At 47.5% G+C, this 23,581-nt stretch carries 23 protein-coding genes and 1 pseudogene; 21 read left to right on the forward strand and 3 right to left on the reverse strand.

Annotation, left to right across the window (positions count from 1 at the left end):
• Window positions 1-4: 4 nt before the first annotated feature.
• From IE064_RS16485 to sucD, 5 genes are all read left to right on the forward strand, one after another.
• Window positions 5-712, forward strand: a complete 708-nt coding sequence (locus IE064_RS16485) for a succinate dehydrogenase iron-sulfur subunit (RefSeq protein WP_133040434.1) — start codon at window positions 5-7, stop codon at window positions 710-712.
• Between the two features lie 189 nt (window positions 713-901).
• Window positions 902-3,724: a 2-oxoglutarate dehydrogenase E1 component gene (gene sucA / locus IE064_RS16490; RefSeq protein WP_189618800.1), complete on the forward strand. Its 2,823-nt coding sequence runs from the start codon at window positions 902-904 to the stop codon at window positions 3,722-3,724.
• A gap of 25 nt (window positions 3,725-3,749) precedes the next feature.
• Window positions 3,750-4,961 (forward strand): 2-oxoglutarate dehydrogenase complex dihydrolipoyllysine-residue succinyltransferase, encoded by a 1,212-nt coding sequence (gene odhB, locus IE064_RS16495; protein ID WP_189618801.1) that lies wholly within the window; start codon window positions 3,750-3,752, stop codon window positions 4,959-4,961.
• Between the two features lie 79 nt (window positions 4,962-5,040).
• Window positions 5,041-6,207 carry an ADP-forming succinate--CoA ligase subunit beta gene (gene sucC, locus IE064_RS16500; RefSeq protein WP_133040431.1) on the forward strand — a complete coding sequence of 389 codons (1,167 nt, stop codon included), beginning with the start codon at window positions 5,041-5,043 and terminating at the stop codon, window positions 6,205-6,207.
• Complete coding sequence (gene sucD, locus IE064_RS16505) at window positions 6,207-7,079, forward strand: succinate--CoA ligase subunit alpha (RefSeq protein ID WP_133040430.1); 873 nt, start codon at window positions 6,207-6,209, stop codon at window positions 7,077-7,079. Before sucC ends, sucD begins: the two co-directional genes overlap by 1 nt.
• A gap of 114 nt (window positions 7,080-7,193) precedes the next feature.
• On the opposite strand, the gene fur is transcribed toward sucD, so the two are convergent.
• The gene (gene fur / locus IE064_RS16510) at window positions 7,194-7,628 is read right to left on the reverse strand and encodes a ferric iron uptake transcriptional regulator (protein WP_189618802.1); all 435 of its coding nucleotides are present in this window, start codon (window positions 7,626-7,628) and stop codon (window positions 7,194-7,196) included.
• Between the two features lie 247 nt (window positions 7,629-7,875).
• Between fur and cobB the strand changes: the two genes are divergently transcribed.
• Window positions 7,876-8,595, forward strand: a complete 720-nt coding sequence (cobB, locus tag IE064_RS16515) for a Sir2 family NAD+-dependent deacetylase (RefSeq protein ID WP_133040640.1) — start codon at window positions 7,876-7,878, stop codon at window positions 8,593-8,595.
• Between the two features lie 168 nt (window positions 8,596-8,763).
• Here cobB and bioA read toward each other — a convergent pair whose 3' ends face one another.
• Window positions 8,764-10,116, reverse strand: coding sequence for an adenosylmethionine--8-amino-7-oxononanoate transaminase (gene bioA, locus IE064_RS16520; RefSeq protein ID WP_189618803.1), 1,353 nt, complete (start codon window positions 10,114-10,116; stop codon window positions 8,764-8,766).
• 134 nt (window positions 10,117-10,250) lie between these two features.
• Here bioA and bioB point away from each other — a divergent pair, with 134 nt between their 5' ends.
• Genes bioB through bioD form a run of 4 tightly spaced genes read left to right on the forward strand, consistent with a single transcriptional unit; the run spans window position 10,251 to window position 13,895 of the window.
• Window positions 10,251-11,315, forward strand: coding sequence for a biotin synthase BioB (gene bioB, locus IE064_RS16525; protein WP_189618804.1), 1,065 nt, complete (start codon window positions 10,251-10,253; stop codon window positions 11,313-11,315).
• 3 nt (window positions 11,316-11,318) lie between these two features.
• Entirely contained in the window at window positions 11,319-12,461 is a 1,143-nt protein-coding gene (locus IE064_RS16530; RefSeq protein ID WP_189618805.1) for an aminotransferase class I/II-fold pyridoxal phosphate-dependent enzyme, read from the forward strand.
• The gene (locus IE064_RS16535; protein ID WP_189618806.1) at window positions 12,451-13,179 is read left to right on the forward strand and encodes a methyltransferase domain-containing protein; all 729 of its coding nucleotides are present in this window, start codon (window positions 12,451-12,453) and stop codon (window positions 13,177-13,179) included. The genes IE064_RS16530 and IE064_RS16535 overlap by 11 nt, the downstream gene beginning before the upstream one ends.
• Window positions 13,180-13,211: 32 nt before the next feature.
• Entirely contained in the window at window positions 13,212-13,895 is a 684-nt protein-coding gene (bioD, locus tag IE064_RS16540) for a dethiobiotin synthase (protein WP_189618817.1), read from the forward strand.
• A gap of 68 nt (window positions 13,896-13,963) precedes the next feature.
• On the opposite strand, the gene pepE is transcribed toward bioD, so the two are convergent.
• Window positions 13,964-14,683 (reverse strand): dipeptidase PepE, encoded by a 720-nt coding sequence (gene pepE / locus IE064_RS16545; RefSeq protein WP_189618807.1) that lies wholly within the window; start codon window positions 14,681-14,683, stop codon window positions 13,964-13,966.
• A 279-nt stretch (window positions 14,684-14,962) separates the two neighbouring features.
• Here pepE and htpX point away from each other — a divergent pair, with 279 nt between their 5' ends.
• The 11 genes and pseudogenes from htpX (at window position 14,963) to IE064_RS16600 (ending at window position 23,487) form a co-directional block, all read left to right on the forward strand.
• Entirely contained in the window at window positions 14,963-15,829 is an 867-nt protein-coding gene (gene htpX / locus IE064_RS16550; RefSeq protein ID WP_133040646.1) for a protease HtpX, read from the forward strand.
• A gap of 316 nt (window positions 15,830-16,145) precedes the next feature.
• A complete protein-coding gene (gene cctA / locus IE064_RS16555) occupies window positions 16,146-16,502 on the forward strand; it encodes a tetraheme c-type cytochrome CctA (protein WP_133040647.1) in 357 nt (118 codons plus the stop codon).
• A 475-nt stretch (window positions 16,503-16,977) separates the two neighbouring features.
• A complete protein-coding gene (locus tag IE064_RS16560; RefSeq protein WP_189618808.1) occupies window positions 16,978-17,520 on the forward strand; it encodes a flavin reductase family protein in 543 nt (180 codons plus the stop codon).
• 373 nt (window positions 17,521-17,893) lie between these two features.
• The gene (locus IE064_RS16565; RefSeq protein WP_189618809.1) at window positions 17,894-18,322 is read left to right on the forward strand and encodes a MarR family winged helix-turn-helix transcriptional regulator; all 429 of its coding nucleotides are present in this window, start codon (window positions 17,894-17,896) and stop codon (window positions 18,320-18,322) included.
• A 4-nt stretch (window positions 18,323-18,326) separates the two neighbouring features.
• Complete coding sequence (locus IE064_RS16570) at window positions 18,327-19,175, forward strand: alpha/beta fold hydrolase (RefSeq protein WP_189618810.1); 849 nt, start codon at window positions 18,327-18,329, stop codon at window positions 19,173-19,175.
• Window positions 19,176-19,273: 98 nt separating this feature from the next.
• Window positions 19,274-19,426: pseudogene (locus tag IE064_RS16575) on the forward strand (SDR family oxidoreductase); the annotation flags it as partial.
• A gap of 93 nt (window positions 19,427-19,519) precedes the next feature.
• The gene (locus tag IE064_RS16580; protein ID WP_189618811.1) at window positions 19,520-19,909 is read left to right on the forward strand and encodes a VOC family protein; all 390 of its coding nucleotides are present in this window, start codon (window positions 19,520-19,522) and stop codon (window positions 19,907-19,909) included.
• A gap of 294 nt (window positions 19,910-20,203) precedes the next feature.
• Window positions 20,204-20,755: a class IV adenylate cyclase gene (locus IE064_RS16585; RefSeq protein ID WP_189618812.1), complete on the forward strand. Its 552-nt coding sequence runs from the start codon at window positions 20,204-20,206 to the stop codon at window positions 20,753-20,755.
• 131 nt (window positions 20,756-20,886) lie between these two features.
• Window positions 20,887-21,660: a class I SAM-dependent methyltransferase gene (locus IE064_RS16590; protein ID WP_189618813.1), complete on the forward strand. Its 774-nt coding sequence runs from the start codon at window positions 20,887-20,889 to the stop codon at window positions 21,658-21,660.
• Between the two features lie 409 nt (window positions 21,661-22,069).
• Complete coding sequence (locus tag IE064_RS16595) at window positions 22,070-22,408, forward strand: hypothetical protein (RefSeq protein ID WP_189618814.1); 339 nt, start codon at window positions 22,070-22,072, stop codon at window positions 22,406-22,408.
• 128 nt (window positions 22,409-22,536) lie between these two features.
• On the forward strand, window positions 22,537-23,487 hold the full coding sequence (locus tag IE064_RS16600) for a Cdc6/Cdc18 family protein (protein WP_189618815.1): 951 nt from the start codon (window positions 22,537-22,539) through the stop codon (window positions 23,485-23,487).
• The last annotated feature ends 94 nt before the right edge of the window (window positions 23,488-23,581 follow it).

Below are 23,581 nucleotides of genomic sequence, written 5' to 3' on the forward strand. Positions count from 1 at the left end.
ACAGATGAAATTGGATATTGCAGTTTATCGTTACAATCCTGATGTAGACACTAAACCCTACATGCAGGATTACAGTCTGGAGATTGCAGACGGTTCAGATTTGATGGTACTGGATGTGCTGTTAAAGCTGAAAGAACAGGATCCATCGCTGGCGTTTCGTCGTTCCTGTCGTGAAGGGGTATGTGGCTCCGATGGCATGAATATGAACGGCAAGAACGGCCTTGCTTGTATTACACACGTATCTTCCTTTAACGGTAAAAAGCTGGAAATCAGACCATTGCCCGGTATGCCGGTAGTACGTGACTTAGTCGTAGACCTGACTCAGTTCTACAAGCAGTATGAAAAAATTAAACCGTACCTGATTAATGATGGTAAACAGCCGGTTCGTGAGCATTTGCAGTCTCCTGAAGAGCGCGCACATTTGGATGGCCTGTACGAGTGTATTATGTGTGCTTGCTGTTCTACCGCTTGCCCATCCTTTTGGTGGAACCCCGATAAATTTGTCGGCCCCAGTGGTTTGCTGCACGCATATCGCTTCCTGATAGACAGCCGCGATACTGCCACAGAAGAACGTCTGGCGGATCTTGATGATGCCTACAGCGTATTCCGTTGTCATGGCATCATGAACTGTGTCGATGTCTGTCCGAAAGGGCTAAATCCGACTAAAGCTATCGGACATATCAAGTCGATGTTGTTGAATCGGGCGGTATAAATGCAAGAAGACGGCCAATCATCCATACTGGTATAGGCTCGTCTAGAGTCACTTCTTCGGCATGAAGAGGTGGCTCTATTTTGTATGTGAAGGACAATGACTTGCCGCGTAATACGGAGATTTCTCTGGCGGTCTTTATCTGATGAAACATCAGGCAATGAACGTATACCAAGATTGAAAGGAATAGAAATGCACCAAGGCATCATGAAAGCTTGGCTCGAGTCTTCCCACCTGAACGGGGCTAACTCGACCTATGTAGAAGAGATGTATGAAGCCTATCAAGAAGACCCAGAGTCAGTCTCCGCGGACTGGCGCGAAGTCTTTGATAACCTCCCTCCTGTCAATGGTGCGTCATCCGATGTACCCGAAGCAGCCCACTCCAAGATCCGTGACTATTTCCGAGCCCTAGCTATGGAAGGACACCATAGAGGTGTCGGCCGAGTATCAGATCCTGAAGTAGATGCCAAACAGGTTAAGGTTCTGCAGCTCATTAACGCTTATCGGTTCCGCGGTCACCAAAATGCTAATCTGGATCCTTTGGGTCTTTGGAAACGCGACAAGGTGGCGGAATTAGATCCAGCATTCCATGGTTTGACTGCTGAAGATATGCAGCGTGAATTCAACACCGGTTCGTTTGATCACGGCGGCGAAACCATGAAGCTGGCCGACTTGCTGGCGGCACTTAAGGCCACTTACTGTGGTTCTATCGGTGCTGAATACATGCATATCACCGATACCGAAGAGAAACGCTGGATCCAGCATCGCCTGGAACCTACTCTGGGTAAAGCCAGTTACGATCAGCAAGTTAAGCACCGTATTCTTGAGGGACTTAATGCTGCCGAAGGTATGGAAAAATATCTTGGGGCAAAATTCCCAGGCGCCAAGCGCTTTTCGTTAGAAGGCGGTGACACGCTGGTGCCTATGCTGCGTGAGATTATCTATCGCGCTGGGGATGCTGGCACTAAAGAGATTGTTATCGGTATGGCCCACCGTGGCCGTCTGAATGTGCTAGTGAATGTGCTGGGCAAACGGCCTGCTGAACTGTTTGACGAATTTGCGGGCAAGCATCATGACAGTCTTGGTTCCGGTGACGTGAAATATCATCAGGGTTTTTCTTCAGATTTTGAAACTCCCGGTGGCAACGTACATTTGGCGCTGGCTTTCAACCCTTCGCATCTGGAAATTGTTAATCCAGTGGTGATGGGGTCTGTGCGCGCTCGTCAAGATCGCCGTGGTTGTACCGATGGTTTGCAGGTCATGCCGATTACCATTCATGGTGATTCTGCCATTACTGGCCAAGGGATTGTGCAGGAAACCCTCAATATGTCCCAGACTCGGGCATATAGGGTCGGCGGTTCCATCCGCATCGTGGTTAATAACCAAGTGGGCTTTACCACCTCTAATCATCAGGATGTGCGCTCTACCGAATATTCTACTGACATCGCCAAGATGGTGCAGGCGCCGATTTTCCACGTCAATGCTGATGATCCAGAAGCAGTGGCCTTCATTGCGCAGTTGGCAGTCGATTTCCGTAATACCTTTAAACGTGACATTTTGGTTGACTTGGTATGTTACCGTCGTCATGGTCACAACGAGGCAGATGAACCGAGTGCCACCCAGCCATTGATGTACAGCAAGATCAAAAAACACCCGACAACGCGCAAGATCTATGCTGATCAACTGATCAGCCAACAGAGTATCTCTGCCGAAGAAGTGACCGCTATGGTGAATGGCTACCGTGATGCGTTGGATAAAGGTGACTGTGTGGTGAAAGAGTGGCGTCCGATGACGCTACACACCGTTGACTGGACGCCTTATCTGAATCACGAGTGGGATGAAGACTATGATGCGGTAGTACCTTTAGCGCATCTTAAAGAGTTGGCGGCCAAGATCAGTTATGTCCCTGAAGGCTTTAAACTGCAGTCTCGGGTAGAAAAAATCTATACCGATCGTAAAACAATGGCTGAAGGCGAGAAGTTACTGGACTGGGGCGCTGCTGAAACCTTGGCATACGCAACGATTCTGGAGCTGCGTAAGCGGGTGCGCATCAGTGGTCAGGACTCTGGCCGAGGTACTTTCTTCCATCGCCATGCAGTTCTGCACAATCAGGATGACGGAACCACCTATTTGCCGCTGCGTAATGTGGCCGATAAACAAGGGCCGTTTGATATCAATGACTCTGTGTTATCTGAAGCCTCAGTACTGGCATTTGAGTATGGTTATGCCACAGCAGAGCCAGAAGGTTTAAGTATCTGGGAAGCGCAGTTTGGTGATTTTGCTAACTGTGCACAGGTTGTGATTGACCAGTTCCTGTCTTCTGGTGAACAAAAGTGGGGGCGTTTATGTGGCCTCACTATGTTGTTGCCACACGGCTACGAAGGGCAGGGCCCTGAACATTCCAGCGCCCGTCTGGAGCGCTTCTTGCAGCTTTGTGCTAACCACAATATGCAGGTCTGTGTGCCTTCTACCCCAGCGCAGGTTTACCACATGTTGCGACGTCAGGTTGTCAGACCTATGCGGCGGCCGCTAGTGGTGATGTCACCTAAGTCTCTGTTGCGTCATCCTTTGGCGGTTTCTTCTTTGGAAGAACTGGCAGAAGGAACGTTCCAGAATGTGATTGCTGAGATTGATAGTCTAGATCCCAAAAAGGTAAATCGTGTCGTGTTCTGTAGCGGTAAGGTTTATTACGAACTGCTGGAACGCCGCCGCAAAGAGAACATTGATAATATTGCCATCATTCGTATCGAACAGTTGTATCCGTTCCCGCACGAAGAACTGGCGAAAATACTGGCTGAATTCCAGCATGTGACAGATTTTGTTTGGTGTCAGGAAGAACCTCAGAACCAAGGCGCTTGGTATTGCAGCCAGCACCATTTCTGGGCGGCGATTCCTAAGGGCGCTCAGCTAAGTTACGCCGGCCGCGAGGCTTCTGCAGCACCGGCGTGTGGCTATCCTGAATTGCATACGCACCAGCAGGAATCTCTGATCATTAGCGCATTGAATCTGAAGTAATAAATTTTAAAAAGGAAAGCGTTCCATGAGTATCGAAATCAAGGTACCAGTTTTGCCAGAATCCGTAGCCGATGCGACTATTGCCACCTGGCATGTTAAGCCCGGTGAGGCGGTGACCCGTGATCAGAATCTGGTGGACATCGAAACCGATAAAGTCGTGTTAGAAGTGGTTGCACCGGAAGATGGTTCCATCAGTGAGTTCTTAGCACAAGAAGGGGATACCGTACTGGGCGAACAAGTTATCGCAACATTTGTCCCAGGCGCGGTCGTTGGCCAGGAAGTGACTAAAGAACAGGCTGAAGCCAGCGCACCTAAAACTGAAGGCAGTGCGCCTAAAGCAGAAGCAACTGCCGAAGAAAGTAACGATGCCCTGAGTCCATCAGTACGTCGTCTGGTGGCTGAACATAACGTTGACCCGAGCAAAATCAAAGGCACTGGCGTAGGTGGCCGCATCACTAAAGAAGATGTGGAAGCCCATGTGAAATCTGCTAAAGCCGCTCCAGCTGCGACACCTGCACCGGTACAACTTGCTGGCGATCGCAGTGAAAAACGTGTGCCAATGACCCGTCTGCGTAAGACCATCGCGACCCGTCTGCTGGAAGCGAAAAACTCTACCGCAATGTTGACGACCTTTAACGAAGTCAACATGAAGCCGATTATGGATATCCGTAAGAAATACCAGGAAGTTTTTGAGAAAAAACACGGTATCCGCCTGGGCTTTATGTCTTTTTATATCAAAGCGGTAACTGAAGCGCTGAAACGCTATCCAGAAGTGAATGCTTCTATCGATGGTGATGAACTCGTATATCACAACTATTTCGATGTCAGCATCGCAGTATCTACTCCTCGTGGTCTGGTAACACCTGTGCTACGTGATACCGATACTATGACCTTGGCTGATATGGAAAAAGCTATCCGCGATCTGGCTATCAAAGGCCGTGATGGCAAATTGACCGTGGACGACATGATGGGCGGTAACTTCACTATCACCAATGGTGGTGTGTTCGGCTCCTTGATGTCTACGCCTATCCTGAACCTGCCACAGAGTGCAATTCTGGGTATGCACGCCATTAAAGATCGGCCAATGGCTGTCAATGGTCAGGTGGAAATCCTGCCCATGATGTACCTGGCTCTTTCCTATGACCACCGTATCATTGATGGTCGTGAGTCAGTAGGTTTCCTAGTAACTGTCAAAGACTTACTGGAAGACCCAACCCGTCTGCTGCTTGACCTGTAAAGGGACTACCGGCAGTGATCTCGTAGCTGGCCCGTCCGCGGGCCAGTTGGACTGAAACGTTGTAAACGGATAAATCATCATGAATTTGCATGAGTATCAGGCAAAAGCCTTATTTGCTGAATATGGTTTGCCAGTGTCAGAGGGGGTCGCTTGCGATTCACCTCAGGAAGCAGTGGAAGCTGCTGGACGCATTGGTGGCGATAAATGGGTCGTAAAATGTCAGGTGCATGCCGGTGGCCGTGGTAAGGCTGGTGGTGTAAAGGTTACCGGAGATAAAGAAGAGATCCGCGCCTTTGCTGAAAAATGGCTGGGCAAGAATCTGGTTACTTATCAAACCGATGAAAAGGGCCAACCAGTAGCCAAGATCCTGGTAGAAACTTGCACTGACATCGCGAATGAATTGTATCTAGGCGCTGTAGTTGACCGTGCTTCCCGTCGCGTAGTGTTTATGGCATCTACCGAAGGTGGTGTGGAAATTGAAAAAGTGGCGGAAGAAACGCCAGAACTGATCCACAAAGCCGTAATCGATCCGATTACTGGCCCACAGCCTTTCCAGGGCCGTGACTTGGCATTCAAACTGGGGTTGAATGCTAATCAGGTGAAACAGTTCACCAAGATCTTTATGGGTCTGGCGACCATGTTCCTGGATTACGATTTTGCGTTGCTGGAAATCAACCCACTGGTGATCACTACCGAAGGCAACCTGCATTGCTTGGACGGTAAGATTGGTGTTGATAGCAATGCATTGTTCCGCCAGCCAAAAATCAAAGACATGCATGACCCATCACAGGATGATCCACGTGAAGCCCATGCCGCAAAATTTGAACTGAACTATGTTGCTCTCGACGGTAACGTTGGCTGCATGGTGAATGGGGCTGGTTTAGCAATGGGTACCATGGATATCGTTAACCTGCATGGTGGTAAGCCCGCTAACTTCCTCGACGTAGGTGGTGGTGCAACCAAAGAACGTGTATCTGAAGCGTTTAAGATCATTCTGTCAGACAGCAATGTGAAAGCGGTATTGGTTAACATCTTCGGTGGTATCGTGCGTTGTGACATGATTGCAGAAGGTATCATCGGCGCAGTAAAAGACGTCGGTGTTAACGTACCCGTTGTGGTGCGCCTGGAAGGTACCAATGCGGAATTGGGTGCCAAGGTGCTCGCTGAATCCGGTCTGGACATTATTGCTGCTAAGAGTCTGACCGACGCTGCTCAGCAAGTCGTTAAAGCTGTGGAGGGCAAATAATGTCAGTTTTAGTCAATAAAGATACCAAAGTGATCTGTCAGGGTTTCACTGGTGGTCAAGGCACTTTTCACTCTGAACAGGCATTGGCCTATGGTACACAGCTTGTTGGCGGTGTGTCTCCAGGTAAAGGTGGTACTACTCATCTAGGTCTGCCAGTATTTAATACTGTTAAAGATGCTGTGGCTGCGACAGGCGCTACTGCCACTGTAATTTATGTGCCAGCACCTTTCTGTAAAGATGCCATTCTTGAAGCTATCGACAGCGGCATTCAGCTGATTGTTTGTATTACCGAAGGTATTCCAACATTGGATATGCTGCAGGTAAAAGTGAAGCTGGAACAGACTGGTGTACGCATGATCGGCCCTAACTGCCCAGGGGTTATCACTCCCGGTGAATGTAAAATCGGTATCATGCCTGGTCATATCCATAAGCCAGGTAAAGTTGGCATCGTATCGCGTTCTGGCACCTTGACTTATGAAGCAGTTAAACAGACCACCGATGAAGGTTTCGGTCAGTCTACCTGCGTCGGTATTGGTGGTGACCCAATTCCGGGTACCAACTTCATCGATGTGCTGGAAATGTTCCAGAACGATCCACAGACTGAAGCCATTGTCATGATCGGTGAAATCGGCGGTACCGCCGAAGAAGAAGCCGCGGCTTACATTAAGGCTAATGTGACTAAGCCGGTTGTGTCATACATTGCCGGGGTGACTGCGCCTGCGGGTAAACGTATGGGCCATGCCGGTGCCATTATCGCTGGTGGTAAAGGTACTGCTGCGGATAAATTTGCGGCGTTGGAAGCTGCGGGTGTCACTACCGTGCGTTCACTGGCGGATATCGGCAAAGCGCTGCGTGAAAAGACTGGTTGGTAATCGCCGATCGGGGATGAAAAAGGCGCTTATTAGCGCCTTTTTTCGTGGATGTGATTCGAAGGCACAAAAAAGCCGACAATTTGTCGGCTTTTAAGGCAGAGATTCACGCGTAGATTACTCTTCGTCCCCGTGATCACATTTGCCATCAAGACTGGTACCGTAAAGGTATAAACTATGGTTGGTCAGTTTGATATTGTGTTTGCTGGCAATCTCTCTCTGACGTCGCTCAATCACGTCATCGGTAAATTCCATCACTTTGCCGCAAGTTAGGCACACCAGATGATCGTGGTGTTCTTGAGTCGATAGCTCAAATACTGCCTTACCGCTTTCGAAGTGATGACGCGTCACAATGCCCGCATCGTCAAACTGGTTCAGTACCCGATAGACCGTGGCTAAACCAATCTCTTCGCCCATATCCAGCAGCTTCTTATACAGATCCTCAGCACTGATGTGCTGGTTTTCTGGTCCCTGCATCAGTTCCAGGATTTTTACCCGCGGCAGGGTGACTTTCAATCCAGCTTTTTTTAGTGCTTGATTTCCATCTGTCATGGTTTATCTCTTCTTACGGAACCCTGGATAGACCAGTCGGTTCGGAATTGGATATTGGGTTTCATTATATGGGTGTTATTCAAAAACTTAAACCTTTGTTGGTGTTTTTGCCAGCATCTGTTACCCATTTAACTATCCTTGTAGTAAAAATGGTTCATAACAGTATTTTTGGTGTGGTTATACCAAGGCACAATTGTCCCACCAACGGGCAGCAGGCAAGATGAAACAAAAACAACAGGGGTAGTGGATGTACCATCATATTGTTGTACTGACAGGTGCTGGCATTTCAGCCGAGTCTGGGCTGAAAACCTTCCGGGATCAGGACGGTTTATGGGAAGAACATCGGATTGAGGATGTGGCAACGCCTGAGGGCTATCAACGAGATCCGCACTTGGTGGAACAGTTTTATAACCACCGATGGCAGCAGTTGCAGGATGCAGCGGTACAACCTAATGCTGCCCATGTGGCATTAGCGCGATTGGAACAAGAGTTCTCCGGTGAATTATTCTTGGTAACCCAAAATGTTGATAATCTGCATGAACGCGCCGGAAGTCGCCGTATGTTGCATATGCACGGAGAACTGGGCAAAGGGCGATGTCCCCGGTCGGGGCAGATTTTTACGTTGCATGAACCTTTTGGTCAGGAAAATTGCTGCACTTGCTGCATTCCCGCACAGCGCTTGCGTCCTCATATTGTGTGGTTTGGCGAAATTCCCATAGGTATGGACCGTATCCACGATGAATTGGAACGTTGTGATTTATTTATTGCCATCGGTACGTCTGGTACTGTCTATCCCGCAGCCGGTTTTGTCGATATTGCCAGCCATCACGGAGCACTAACTGTCGAAGTGAATATTGCAGAAAAGGATCCGCATAGTTTATTTCATTTACATTATCAGGGCATGGCAAGCGAAACCGTGCCTCAGCTCGTTGACAAAATTTTAAAAGGGCGTCTCTTTAGTCAATGAAGGTTATTTCATTGTCTGGGCAGAAATTATTTTCCACCTATTATTTTCAGTCCTAAACCACTCACTTCCAGCACTTAGGGCATTGTTGAGCCAGTCATTGCGCCAATCTTTAGGGTGGCTGCGCCTTTCAATACGTAGGTGATTGGAATTACAGTCCCTTGTACCCAATTAATTTTTTGCGGTTTGAGCTATCAGGCCGCTTTTCCAACCGTGACTTGTTGGAGTGCTAGACATGGCCATTTTGGGCAGCAGTGCAGCAACTTCCAGCATGGCGTGGGTGAGTTTGCTCAACTCCGCCGCTGTAATGATGTAGGGTGGCATAATGTAGATAAAGCGGCTGAAAGGGCGCACCCAAACGCCGCGTTTGACAAACTCATTTTGCAATACGCTTGTGTTCACCGCGTTGTGTAACTCCAATACCCCCACGGCTCCTAGCACTCTTACCTCTTTAACGGCGGGCAACTGTGCCGCATTTGCCAGTTCATGCTTCAGTTGTTGTTCGATAGCGCTGACCTGCAGTCGCCATTCATTGTTTGCAATTAGCGCTAAACTGGCGCTTGCCGCACTACACGCCAAAGGATTTGCCATAAATGTCGGCCCATGCATGAAGGCTCCTGCTGGTGAATCACTAATGCCCGCAGCGACTTCATCGCTGCATATGGTGGCTGCCAGGCTAATGTAACCACCTGTGAGCGCTTTACCCACACACATGATGTCAGGATTGATCCCAGCATGATCACAGGCAAATAAGGCCCCCGTGCGACCAAAGCCAGTCGCTATCTCATCGGCAATCAATAACACCTGGTATCGGTCACAGAGTTCCCGCGCAGCTTTAAGATACCCGGCACTATAAAACCACATGGCACCAGCGCCCTGCATTATTGGTTCTAGGATAAGTGCTGCAATATGGTGATGATGCTGTTCCAGCAACTGTTGCAAGCCATCAATATCAGCGGCTGATACGGGGTCACCAAAACGGCTCATCGGGGCTGGGGCAAAAAGTTGCGGCGTGACGTTATCACCAAACATGGTGTGCATGCCTTCGTCTGGATCGCACACACTCATCGCCGCAAATGTATCACCGTGATAGCCGTGGCGGATTGTGAGTATTTTCTGTTTTTGCGGAGCCTTGCGGCCTTGCCAGTATTGCAGTGCCATTTTCAGTGCAACTTCCACGGCGATTGAGCCGGAGTCCGCCAGAAAGACCTTGGTCAGTGAGGACGGCAATAAAGTCAACAATTGTCGCCCCAGCTCTATCGCGGCTTCATGGGTGATACCGCCGAACATCACATGAGTTAACTGTTGCAATTGCTGCTGCATGGCATTCACGATAGCCGGGTGTTGATAGCCATGGATGCAGGCCCACCAAGAACTGGTGCCATCAATCAGCGTCTGACCATTATCTCGGGTGAGGGTGGCGCCGCTGGCTGAGGTTATCCCAAATACCGATGCGGGATGACGCATGGAACTGTAAGGATGCCACAGGTGTTGCCGATCAAAAGGATAATCAATTTTGTTCATAAAATAATCATTTGTAAACTTGCAATATATATCTATGTTGACTGATGCTGATGCAAGGGTATGCTAGCCAAATCAAAAAACGCCTTCAAGTCGTTTTATTTGAAGCTCGGAAGTATTCAACAGGAACCGTGTTAATGTCGCAGCAGCAATTACGCCATGACTGGCAGCGTGAAGAGATAGAGGCGCTATTTGCCTTGCCAATGAATGATCTACTGTTTAAGGCTCACACGTTACATCGGCAACATTTTAATCCGAATGAGATCCAAGTGAGTCGTTTGTTGTCGATCAAAACGGGGGCTTGCCCAGAAGATTGTAAATACTGTCCGCAGAGTGCTCGCTATGATACCGGACTTGAGCAGGAACGGTTGCTGGAATTGGAAAAAGTGCTGACCGAGGCGCGTAGCGCCAAAGCCGCCGGTGCTACTCGTTTCTGCATGGGGGCCGCATGGCGTAACCCCAAACAGCGTGATATGCCTTATCTGACAAAAATAGTTAAAGAAGTCAAAGCATTGGGGTTAGAAACCTGTATGACGTTGGGCATGCTCAACCCACAACAGGCGCGAGAGTTAGCTGACGCCGGGCTAGATTATTACAACCACAATCTCGATACCTCCCCGGAGTTTTACGGCGACATTATCACTACACGTACCTATCAGGATCGACTGGATACCTTGGCACATGTACGCGCCGCCGGGATGAAGGTTTGCTCCGGCGGTATTGTCGGCATGGGGGAGACTGTGACTGACCGTGCGGGGTTGTTACAGCAGTTGGCGAATATGCCCAAACATCCAGATTCGGTACCCATTAATATGCTGGTAAAAGTGGCTGGGACGCCGTTGGCTCAGCAGCAAGATCTTGATCCGTTGGAATTTGTCAGAACCATTGCCGTTGCAAGGATCATCATGCCGTTATCACGGGTTAGGCTCTCTGCTGGCCGTGAAAAAATGACCGATGAACTGCAAGCCATGTGCTTCTTTGCTGGAGCAAACTCAATTTTTTATGGTTGTAAGTTACTGACTACGACTAATCCCGAGGAGAACGACGACATGGCCTTGTTCCGCCGTCTTGGGATAAATCCTGAGCAAGGGCAGGTGGCATTAATGGAAGAAGAAGGGGCAGATCTTTCTGCTGCGGCCAAACATGCGCAGGCAGTGGCAGACAAAGCAAACGCCCGCTTCTACGATGCAGGAGCCTTGTAACCCTTGGCAAATGCTGGCGAATTATTACAACGTATTGCGTCCCAGCGGCAACAATTGCAGGCGCGAGGGTTATGGCGGCAGCGGCAATTGACAGAGCCCGTGCCGGGTTGTTCCCGTCTGGTGCAACGTAATGGTCAGCAGCTTATTGATTTTGCGGGAAATGACTATCTTGGACTGGCAAGGCATCCGCAAGTCATCGCGGCACAGCAACGGGCATTGCAACACTATGGCTGTGGTAGTACCGCGTCACCGTTGGTCAGTGGTTACAGTGATGCCCATGCCCAGTTGGAACAGCAGCTTTGCGCGCTATCGGGGCATGAAGCAGCCTTATTGTTGCCAAGTGGTTATGCAGGCAACAGTGCGTTACTAAAAACCCTGTTTAGCGCCAGCGATACCGTTATTGCAGACAAACTGATCCATGCCTCAATGATTGATGCGCTGAGGGATCGTCAGGTAACCCTGAAACGCTTTGCCCACAACGATCTGTCACGGGCGGAACTGTTGCTCGCTAACGCACCGGGGAGTGCCTTAGTCACTGAATCGGTTTTCAGTATGGATGGTGATAGCGCACCGCTGGTTGAGTTAGCCGCATTGTGCCAACGGTTTGATAGTCCGTTAATCGTCGATGACGCGCACGGTTTTTTATTGAGCGATTCGCTGGCGGTAACACCTTTTGCTCGGATCGTCACTTTTGGCAAGGCCTTAGGCGGCCAAGGCGCGGCAATTCTTGGCTCACGGCAACTGATTGATTATCTGGTGGCTTCTGCGCGCGAATATATCTATTCCACTGCATTAGCCCCAGCCGCTTGCGCGGGTGTCAGTCAGGCATTGCAACTGGCAGCTAGCGGACAGTTGCAGCAGCAGTTGGCGAATAACATTCATTATTTTCGTCAGGAATGTGAAGTGCTAGGGGTTACATTGATGCCGTCACATAGCGCAATTCAACCTTTAATACTGGGCGATAGCAACCGCGTGCTACAGGTGGCCACCAATTTAGCGCAACAAGGATTTCTGGTAGGAGCCATCCGGCCACCTACCGTGCCACAGGGTCAAGGGCGGCTAAGGCTGACGCTTAGCGCTGTTCACCAGCCGCATCAGCTAGCGGCACTGGCAATGGCGTTGGCGGAATGTTGTCATGGCGCCTGAATTAGACCAGATTGCGGAGCGATTTTCTCGGGCTGCCACCTGCTACCAGCAACACAACACAGTGCAGCGGTGCAGTGCCAGTCTGCTGTTACAGGGATTTACGCTTCGGGGCGGTGATTGGTTGGATCTGGGATGTGGGCCGGGAACATCTTTTACTGACGTTCACCCCCAGACGGTGACGGCAGTGGATATTGCCCCGGCGATGTTGCAACAACTGCGTGGTCAATTTCCAAATTATCAGCCAATTTGTGCTGATGCGCATAATTTACCTTTTAAAAACAAAAAGTTTGATGCGATATACTCAAATTTGGCCCTACAATGGTGTGCAGACTTAGGGGCAGTGGTAAGCGAAATTAAGCGCGTCTCTCGGCCTGGTGCTGAGATCCGTCTGGCAATGGTGGCTGACAGTCTGCCGCAACTGCAACAGTTGGGATTATCCAGCCGATGTTTTGCCAGTTGTGCACATATCCGGCAACAGTTTGCTCGTGTTTCCTGGCAGTATCTGCACATAGAGCAACAGACGCTTCGCAGTTACTTTAGCGATTTACGCTCGCTGTTGTATTCATTGAAAGGTGTCGGGGCTTCGATGGCTGCTAGTCACGCCGGACTGCGGGGACAAGGCTACTGGCAATTATTGCAGCAACATGCGGAATCGTTGCGAACCCAAGCCGGTTTACCGTTGGATTACAAGATAGTGCTGATCACTGCTCGCAGCTGAATCTGGGCAGTTTTTTCAGGAAGAGAGTCATGATTTTCTTTGTCACAGGTACAGACACTGACAGTGGTAAAACTCAGGTGGCGGCAGCATTGCTATACAAAGCAAGAACCCGCTACGGTCTGAAAACCGTCGGCGTAAAACCCATTGCTTCTGGCTGTAAAAGAACTGCATACGGGCTGCGTAATGCCGATGCGCTGATGCTGATGGAGCAATCCAGCCTCAAGCTGGATTATGAAAAAGTAAATCCCTTTGCCTTTGAACCGGCGATTGCTCCTCATGTGGCAGCTACCGATGCTGGGATTGAGTTAAGTCCAGAGGGCGTGTTAGCGAGGCTGGATTTGACGCAATACTCCATGGCAGATTTTTGTCTGGTTGAAGGGGCTGGAGGTTGGCGTCTGCCATTGGGCAATAATCGGTATTTATCTGAAACCGTGGTAGCACTGGCAATGCCAGTCATTATTGTGGTGGGGATGAAGCTCGGTTGTCTGAATCATGCGGTCATGACCGAAGAGCTTATCTATGCAGACGGCTTACAGGTTGCCGGTTGGGTGGCTAACCGTGCGCAGCCCGATATGGCACGTTTTGAAGAAAATCTGGCGAGTCTGAAACAGATGATGCAGTCGCCATTTCTGGGCACCATCCCCTATATCCCTGGGGCCGATGTTGCTGAAATGGCAGAGCATCTCGATTTAGCGCCGCTGCTGCAATCACCTTAACGCTTAATTTACTTGTGCATATTGCCAGCCAAAGTTGCTGCCAACATCGACTGGCAACTCACTGTTAACTATGAGATTCGCTGCAGCAAGTGGGACAAATCACTGCCTATGGGCACCGGAATTTCCTGCTCTACGCCACTGAACAGATAAGCTTCCTTGTCGCCAAGTAGCGCCAGTTTGTCCGCTTCAAGCCGCAGCGCAGTACCTTCTTGGATCCCCAGCACTGGCGTGAGTGGATCGACACAAGTGAATTCCAAGATACGCTGTGCCCGTGACTCGCCGTTATGGCCGGGGATTGTCAGGTTGCTGTAATGCGGATTGATTTGAAACGGTACTAATCCCAATGCAGTAAACGAGGGTGGCTCAATAATTGGCATATCATTGGTGGTGCGAATACTCTGTCCGGCGATATTCGACCCTGCACTCCAGCCAATGTATGGCTTGCCTGCTGCCGTTTGTTCGCGGATAAGATGAAGTAAATCATAGCGATATAACTCATGCAGCAGATGGAAGGTATTGCCGCCTCCCACCAGAATGCCATCAGCATCACGAATGGCTTGTTTAGGATCGCCATGTTGGTGAATTGAAGCGATATCCAGCTTGAGCGGTGCTAACCCGTTCACGACGGCTTCCAGATAAGTATCATAGGTCATACTGACGGCGGCATAGGGAATAAAAATCCATTTCCGTGCGGCAGTGGTAAGTGGCTCGATAAACGGAAGTGCATGTGCCAAATAGGGCGTATTGCCTGCGCGGGAACTGCTTAATAGTAAAGCATTAACGGCCATGTGATTGTCCTGACTGGATAATTGGTCTGTCCATAGTAACAAAAAGCTTCGTCGGGCAACAATGGCACCAATGTCATCACTTCAGTACCCCCTCATATTCTATTAAGTTTGTTTTAATCGGTGCTTTCTAGACTGCAGCCATTCTGCCGCGATGCTGGACGAACATTGATAAAAGTAAACGTAAATTAATCTGCGTGTCTCTTGAAAAGTGTTTATGTGGACATATTATGTCTATATCGAATGATTATGAAGTAGCGGATGTCATGCACAGGAGCTGATATGAAGCGTGTAATTCTGTTGATAGCAACGAACCTGGCCATTCTTGCAGTGGCTTCCATCGTGATGTCTTTGTTGGGTGTTAACAGCCGTTCAATGGAAGGGTTGTTAGTATTCGCAGCAATTTTTGGTTTTGGTGGCGCCTTTATCAGTTTGGCGATTTCCAAATGGGTGGCAAAGCGTTCCATGGGCTGTGAGGTGATCACTAACCCCAGAGACAATACCGAACGCTGGTTGCTCGAAACCGTTGCTAGGCAGGCACAACAACTAGGGCTGAAGATGCCAGAAGTGGCGATCTATCAATCGCCTGAGATGAATGCCTTTGCCACCGGTCCAAGTAAAGACAACTCGTTAGTCGCCGTGAGCACTGGGTTGCTGTACGGTATGAATGCCGATGAAGTGGAAGCGGTTCTTGGCCATGAAATGAACCATGTTGCCAACGGTGATATGGTGACCCTGACATTAATTCAGGGAGTGGTGAATACCTTCGTTATCTTTGCGGCGCGAGTGGTAGCTGGCATTGTCAGCAATGTGGTTGCCAATAATGACGAAGAAGGTGAAGGGCTTGGTGCCTTTGCCTATATGGGTGTGGTGTTCGTGATGGAAATGCTGTTCGGGATCTTAGCGTCCTTGATTGTGGCGTATTTTTCTCGGGTACGTGAATTCCGCGCTGATGCTGGTTCTGCCAAATTAGTGGGTAGTGGCAAAATGATTGCTGCGTTGCAGCGTCTCAGTCAAGGGCCGGCAGTGGGTGATATGCCTGCCACTATGTCTGCCTTCGGTATCAACGGTAAACGTTCTATGGCAGAGCTGTTTATGAGCCATCCACCGTTAGAAAAACGCATTGAAGCATTGCGTAAAATCGCGTAATTGCCCTGTTTACGGTAAAATGGAGGTGTTTTTTAGCCTCCATCTTACCGATTTACGTCGTCCGGCTTTAATGTATTAGTAACTGTTTTATCAAGTAAAAATTTTGTAAAAGTCCATTTCAGTTCGCAGTTAACTTGATTTAGCGCACATTTTGTTTATTCCGATATTGTTAAAGTACCCCAGACTTAAATTTAGTTTGCTTAGTACCTAAAGCTTGGCTAAGTTAATTTGAAGTCGTGCTATTTACTGGCGGCTGGATGGGGGTCAACCCTGACATAAGAATTCCCAGTAGCTGTCAAAACCGGAGGATATAATTGTGAGCAATAAACTGTTAAGTGCATTGTTTGGTGCGGGTCTGGCTGCTCTGGCGATGTCATCTGCTTCTTTCGCGGCAGATCAGAAAATTTCTGATTTCCACGTAGATATGGGTGGTGGTTGCGAAACTTGTCACAAAGATGGTTCACCATCTGCTGACGGTGAGTATGAGTTCAAGCAGTGCCAGAGCTGCCACGGCGGTCTGGCTGATATGGACGCAGTTCATAAGCCACACGATGGCAAACTGAAGTGTGCCGACTGCCACGCAGTGCATGATATGAACGTGGGTCAGCACCCAACTTGTGACAGCTGTCACGATGACGGTCGCACTCCAGAAAAAATCCTGGGTAAAAAATAAGTAATATTGATTACTTTCTCAGGCAAAAATGCCGGCGTTATGCCGGCATTTTTTATGTTTTAGCTCTTCTTATCAATATCAATAATTCAGTCTTATAGTCACTGTGACGGGGAAAATAGTTTTACAGTGACTGTTTGATATGTCCGCACAAGCTTGCCGCCTTATGATCGGTGTTCCATGCACCACGCCGCTGCATGCGATTCATGTTTTTAGCAAAGGTAATCCTTATCTCACAAATTTAACGTCAGCGCGCATTAGGATAAATTAGTCACTTTTCAACATCGGCTTCCCCAAAATGCTTGGTGATGTGGCGAATCCACTTATTGTTTATCAAGTTAAAGTGGTGGTTGTGTTGGCTAGGTTGATGTTTGCACCGACCTTAAGTGCAGCAGCGATGCGGGTGCATTAACTGTTAGTACCTTATGGTTGGCAAACTCAGTTTGAGCGTTAGACAAGCAAGAACAAGGAGGAGTACATGCGTCAGTTACCACTGAGTAAGGCGTTTACGCTGATAGAACCCGGGCCCGTTGTACTCGTTACAACTCATGGCGCCCAGCAAGACAACATCATGACGATCTCTTGGACTATGGTGCTGGATTTTACACCGGTATTGGCGATCACCACAGGAGAGTGGAATTACTCGTTCGCAGCACTGCGGGACAACAAAGCCTGCGTTATTGCTATTCCCACAGTTGATATGCTTGACAAAGTGGTGGGTATTGGGATGTGCTCTGGTGCAGACACCGACAAATTCGTCAAATTCAACCTCACAGCTGTTCCTGGGCGAATGGTCAACGCGCCTTTGATTAAGGAATGCCTCGCGAATATCGAGTGCAACGTTGTCGACACTGTTAAGGCACATAATATTGTGGTGCTTGAAGCGGTTGCCGCATACATTGAGCCTGCCCATAAAGAAAAACGCATGATTCACGCTGTGGGTGATGGGACATTCATTGTCGATGGCGCACGGATAGACCGGCGGAAAATGATGGCCGCCAAAATCCCATTCGGGGTCTAGCGCTGATAGATTGGCCCTTAAGTGACTAGGCGCCAAATCAAGTTGGCCTGTGTTCACCGTGTCGTTTAGGAAGGTCGCTCCTTCGAATATCAAAATCTACGGGGCAGAAAGCCTAAATTCGGTATAGGACATGATGAGTGTTCAACGCTAGTCCCCATCTCTAGTAAACCGCTTTTTTGTTATCTTCTCGGCAACGCCAAGAGTGCCAATATGTTGTTTGTTATTGCGATCAAAAGGCATTTGGGCGCTAACCAGTGGTGGTCATCGGTGAATGGCATTCTTATCCAATCCAGTTAAAAATTTGATGAATACTTGATCTCGCAAATATCTCGATATATATTTGCGCAATCAAACATTGTGCAAGGATATTTTTATGCCAAAAAACGTAGAAGCTGGATTAGTCATAAGTCTTATCAGTCTGCAAAGCACCATCCAGAAGCGAGTCGGTCGCGCACTTTCAGTCCATGGTATTGGTGTCAGTGAATACCTCGTGCTTAATCAACTATATATGGCACCAACGCAGACAATACGGCGTAGCGATCTTGCCGAGCTGGTCGGCTTGACTCCGTCGGGTATCACGCGCCTGATCAATCCTATGGAAAAAATAGGTCTGGTCAAAAAGGAAGAAAACCTCCGCGATGCCAGAGTCAGTCTAGTGACACTCTCGACTGCTGGAAAACAAGTGTATGAAGATGCTCAGGTTTCATTCGCGCAGGCTTCAGTTTCGTTATTTGAATCATTGGGTGTTGAGCAGTTAGAGACATTTACTGAGTTGTTGAAAACTGTCTCTAGGGGATTTTAAGAACATGCTTAAGCAAGACGTTAGGCAAGCCCTGATCGACATTATGGGCATTCCAATTATTCAAACAAGGACAATGGCAGGTGCTGTCAATACGGCCTATTTATCGGCCGGAGCTGGTTCTTCAGTTATCTGTTTACACGGCGGTGGGGCTGGTGCGGTTACTTGGTATCCTGTCATTGGCCCTCTGGCACAACATTTTCGTGTTATCGCGCCGGATATTGTGGGTTATGGCGAATCAGATAAGCCTGATGCTAGCTATGATAAAGCCTACTTCGCTAGCTGGCTAAAGCAGTTTTTAGATGCAATTGGTGTCGTTAGGACACATATTATCGGGCTATCTCAAGGTGGGGCTATTGCGCTGCAATTTACCCTCGACTATCCAGAAATGGTAGACAAACTTGTCCTCGTTAATTCCGGTGGTCTGGGGGCAAAACCTCCCTTTATGTCTATTGCTGGCATGGTGTGGCTGAACACCTTTCCATCGTCTTTCGCGAATCGTTTTTATTCCCGCTATATCCTGTTTAAGCCTAAAAATCGCGACCCTAATCATGGACGTTATTCCATCGAGGTGCTGAAGAGTCACGGGGGAAAGAAGGCTTTTTTACAAGGTCGGGGGGCTGCGGTTTCGGCCTTTTCGGAAGCGGCGCTATGCAGCATAAAAAACCAGACACTTGTGCTTTGGGGCGAAAATGATCGGCTATTCCCAATTGAAGTTGCTGCCAAGGCTGTCGCAGTAATGCCGGCTGCTAAACTGCTGAGAATTAAAGATGCCGGGCATTTATCTATGATGGATCAACCTGCAGTTTTTAATCGAGCTGTTTTAAACTTTTTGCAGGGTAAAATGGAGCATTGATTAAAATTTTTTAAATTTAATCAATACCTTGATAAAAGCGTCTTTATCCGTAACTGTCGTCAATATATCCTCAAGATTAGGGAGCATCGGTATCCTCTGAGATTCCTCTCGGCACCATGGGTGAGCCAATAGACGTTGCCTATGCAGCGTTATATCTGGCATCTGACGAATCAAAATACGTCACCGGTATTGAAATCAATATCGATGATGAAATACTGGCGGGTAGCGCACCACCAAGTAGTGATGCTTAAAAAGCAAATCTGGCCTGCGCACTTTTAACGGACGTAGCAAACTGAGCCGCTTATTGGCGCGTTAGCAGCAACCAAAATTGACAGGAGGTCTCGATGATTGATCATGTGTCTATCCCCGTTAGGGATTTGGAATTATCTTCTACATTCTATGAATCGATCTTGGCGAAAATAGGATACTCAAAGCTTGTAGTAAAAGATGGGACTGTGGGATTTGGCAAAAAGTATGCAGACTTTTGGCTAAATCATCGCCCCAATCTTTCGTCATACGCCATAAGTGATGGGTTCCATGTGTGTCTGCGGGCATTATCGATTCAGCAAGTTGAGGATTTTTTCAATACGGCTGTTGCTTTGGGCGCCAAGTCAGATGGCGCACCTGGATATAGGGCGGAATATAGCAATAGTTATTTTGCTGCATTTGTTATCGATCCCGATGGTAACAAAATTGAGGTTGTCACATTCGTAGATAAGCAGGGCGGCAGCTAACATAGCACTTCCTGTGTGTCTGTCTTGTTGCAAGGGACTGGATAGTTGTTCCTAATTGCGCTTCACCCGAGGAATAGTGGCTATTCCGATAAGTCGACCCACCGCGTCAGGGATGACGCGGTGGAGCCCCATGGATGGGGTTATGCGTGTCGACGTTGGGAATGGCCTGTATGATCTGGTATTAAGTACACTTAGTTAGCGTTATGTGGGGATCCCTTAGTGTTGGGCATGGCGCATCCGTTTAAATGGTGGCCCAACAATCATTAGCATTTTCTTTTTTTGTCAAAGTAACTTATGAACACTCATCATTTTCAAGGTAAATACGAGGTCGAACTGAAGTATCGGCTTAACTCAAAAGCAGAATTTATCAAAGTATTAAATTCCATCCCTCATGAAACCATGCTGGAAGATAACGTCGAATGTGACCGCTACTTCGATTCTGCGGACAATGCGTTACAGTCGCAGCATAAAAGCCTGTGTATTCGCACTATGGAGCCTTCAGGTATCAAGTTGTGGATAGTCAAAGGGCCTGAGCCTGACCGATGTGAAGCCACCAACATCAGCGATGCTTCAAAGGCCTGTAGCATGCTGGAAACCATGGGATATAACGTGGTGCTCAACGCTCAGAAAACCCGAAGCATCTTCTTTGTTGGGCCATTTCATATTACGGTAGACTCTCTGGAGGGGCTCGGTGATTTTGCCGAGTTTGCCATTATGACTGACGACGAATCTATGCTAGCAACGTACAAAGTTGAATTAGAAGCGTTGGCTAGCAAGTTTGGGCTAACTCCCCTTGCGTTGGAGACAAAATCCTATCGACAAATGTTGCTGCAAAAAGGGGCATAGCAATCAACTTAAATCGGCAAAACACCCATGATTTTGGGGGCCTTTGGGGGAGGGACGGTTTTGTGCGATTGCGCGAGCGGTTTTGTCTTTGGGTGAGGTCTTAGACAACAAAATTAAGCATTGGACGTAAAATGGATTATTTGAGTATAAATAAAGAAGCGTGGGATAAAAGAACTAAAATACACGTTAAATCAGATTTTTATGATGTAGCCTCCTTTAAAAAAGGTAAATGTTCGTTGAACCCCATCGAACTGAAACAAGTGGGTGATGTACGGGGAAAATCGTTACTACATCTGCAATGTCACTTTGGTCAAGATACCTTGTCTTGGGCGCGGTTGGGGGCAGAAGTGACAGGTGTCGATTTGTCTGCAGATGCAATCGCGCAAGCGAATTTGTTAAAGCATTCGTTGGGCTTAACTGCCGAATTTATAGAAAGCGATGTTGTTCAGTTTGGCCGTGAAAATAAGCGAGAATTTGATATCGTATTTACGTCATACGGTGTTTTGTGCTGGTTATCCAATTTGATGGATTGGGCACAAACAATCGCCAACTCATTGAAATCTGGTGGAGAGTTTCATTTAGTTGAGTTTCATCCCGTTTACGAGTTGCTCTCTGGCTACTCCTATTTCCCTAGTAATGAGCCTGAGATTGAAAATGAGGGCACTTATACAGAAAACTGCGATGGTACTGAGTCAACAGTGGTGACTTGGTCACATTCAGTGAGTGATGTCATCAGCGCTTTAATCAGCGTGGGATTAACCGTGGAGTCTTTCTGCGAGTATCCTTTTAGCCCTTATGAGTGTTTTGATGGGTTGGAATTAGTACCGGATTTGGGCTACCAACTGCTGCACAAGGGGCAGCAGGTTCCACTGTTGTATTCAGTTAAAGCGCGAAAAAGTGTTTAACAAAGTGATGCCCCAAAATGAGTTAACTCGTTGTCTGTGGCGCAGTCAAACGCAGACTTTCTCGCCTACAAATTTTCATCCATATATCTCAAATGTTGCAATGTCTAGGGATTCCTAAAAACTGGACAGGCAATACAGTCATATTGAAATCATGACGATTTTCATCCCAACTTCGTGCGCGTTTTCACATTTTAACATGAGAAAATTCCATTAAAATCATTCAATTATAAAACCTATGGGTTAGATAATAGGTTTGGGAAACGCGCATGCGCATTTTTCCAGATGGTGAATTTTGTAAAATGCTGATAAGTTCATTACATACAGATAGTTAACTGTGCGCGTTTTCACTGGTCCAATGAGATAAACGCGTATGCGCACGAATAAACTGTTATGCAAATATAGGCACGCCATGAACCTGCGATATTTATTAGGCTTTTGTCTTATCCTTGTCGGTTGTGACGGCGACGGCATTAAAGATAAAGACCCCGATGAAAGAATGGTGCGAGAAGCAATGTGTGTTGTAGCTTCAGAGCGATTCCAGCTGTACGACGAGGCCAAACGTCATCGGGCACATGGTATTGAGGCGGGGAGAGTCCGCTTTAATAGAGATGGGACACCGAACGATTTCACCGAGCAGATTCACAAAGTTAGACCCCTGATGAATAATTTCTCCAAAGATTACAACGCCGAGTACTTGAAGACTCGGTGTGATAAGAGAATTACGGTTGGTGATTTTAATAGTGCATAACAGTACGCGCCAATTCGCACACTTCGTGTGCCGGACGTTCGCAAGCTCACGCCGTTGCGCTCTGCGTTAACAAGTCAGGTAAATTCATCAATAAGAATTTTTATAATTAAATTTGAGGTTACGTCTTTATGGATATGGGGAAATTTTCTCGTGTTGCTGAATCACTTCGACAGTATCGCCGCGCTGAATTAAAAGATTTTTCATCAGAGTTAGGTAGTAAACCTCTCGATGAATTATATGTAGATGCATTACAAGGGGACGCTGTTTTACAATCAGTTTTATCGAGTAATACAACATTTTTGCTTGGCCGCAAAGGTACAGGTAAAAGCACTGTTTTTGCAAAGGCTCAGTCCATTTTTCGGGAAAAACGAGATATTGTCTCTATATATGTTGATGTAAAGTCTATTTGTGATGTGCTGAATACTAGTGATAGCTATGACATCGATATTGAATCACATGGTATTTCCAAAACTGCATATCGAGCTCATATTCTCAGGAAAGCTATGCTTGGAAGCATAATATCAGAACTGCTTTCTGAGATAGATGAAAGTTGCGAAAGTCTTTCTATATGGGATAGATGGAAAGGAATAAAAAGACAGTATGATGAACTAAAGAGCAATTTAGCTAATTTACGACAACGAGTTAAGAATGCTGAACTTGAAAGTCATGAAATTCCAGTTTTACAAAAAATATCACGCCAGATCAGAGTTAAACGACAAGAAGAGCAATCGTTAACAAAAAGTAATAATATAAAAGCTGGCGCTAAATTAGGTGTTGATAAAGTGTCTATTGGTGTGGATGGTTCAGCTTCATGTTCCGATTTTGATAAGACTCTGGATGACTTAGATACATATAATGAATATTCAGATGTGATTCTAAAATCTTTCCCATTCGCTGAGATCATAGAAGAAATACAATCACTTAACAAAGAAGCTGGATTGGTTAGAACCGTTGTATTTTTTGACGACTTTTCTGAATTAAGCTTTATTGATCAACGATTATTTGTTGATGTCATTTTGTCACCATTGAATAATTCGAGTAATGAACAGGGCGGGATCGTACTTTTTAGCCCGTGTTGAGTTGTAGCTCTATGCTGTGATCTAATGGCTGCCCATTTCGCAATTAGCAGCCCTGATGGACTTACTCGAACACTTGACGGTTGTTGAAGAAACC

Origin of the sequence: Shewanella fodinae (genome assembly GCF_014651955.1) — a bacterium.
Taxonomy (GTDB): Bacteria; Pseudomonadota; Gammaproteobacteria; order Enterobacterales; family Shewanellaceae; genus Shewanella; species Shewanella fodinae.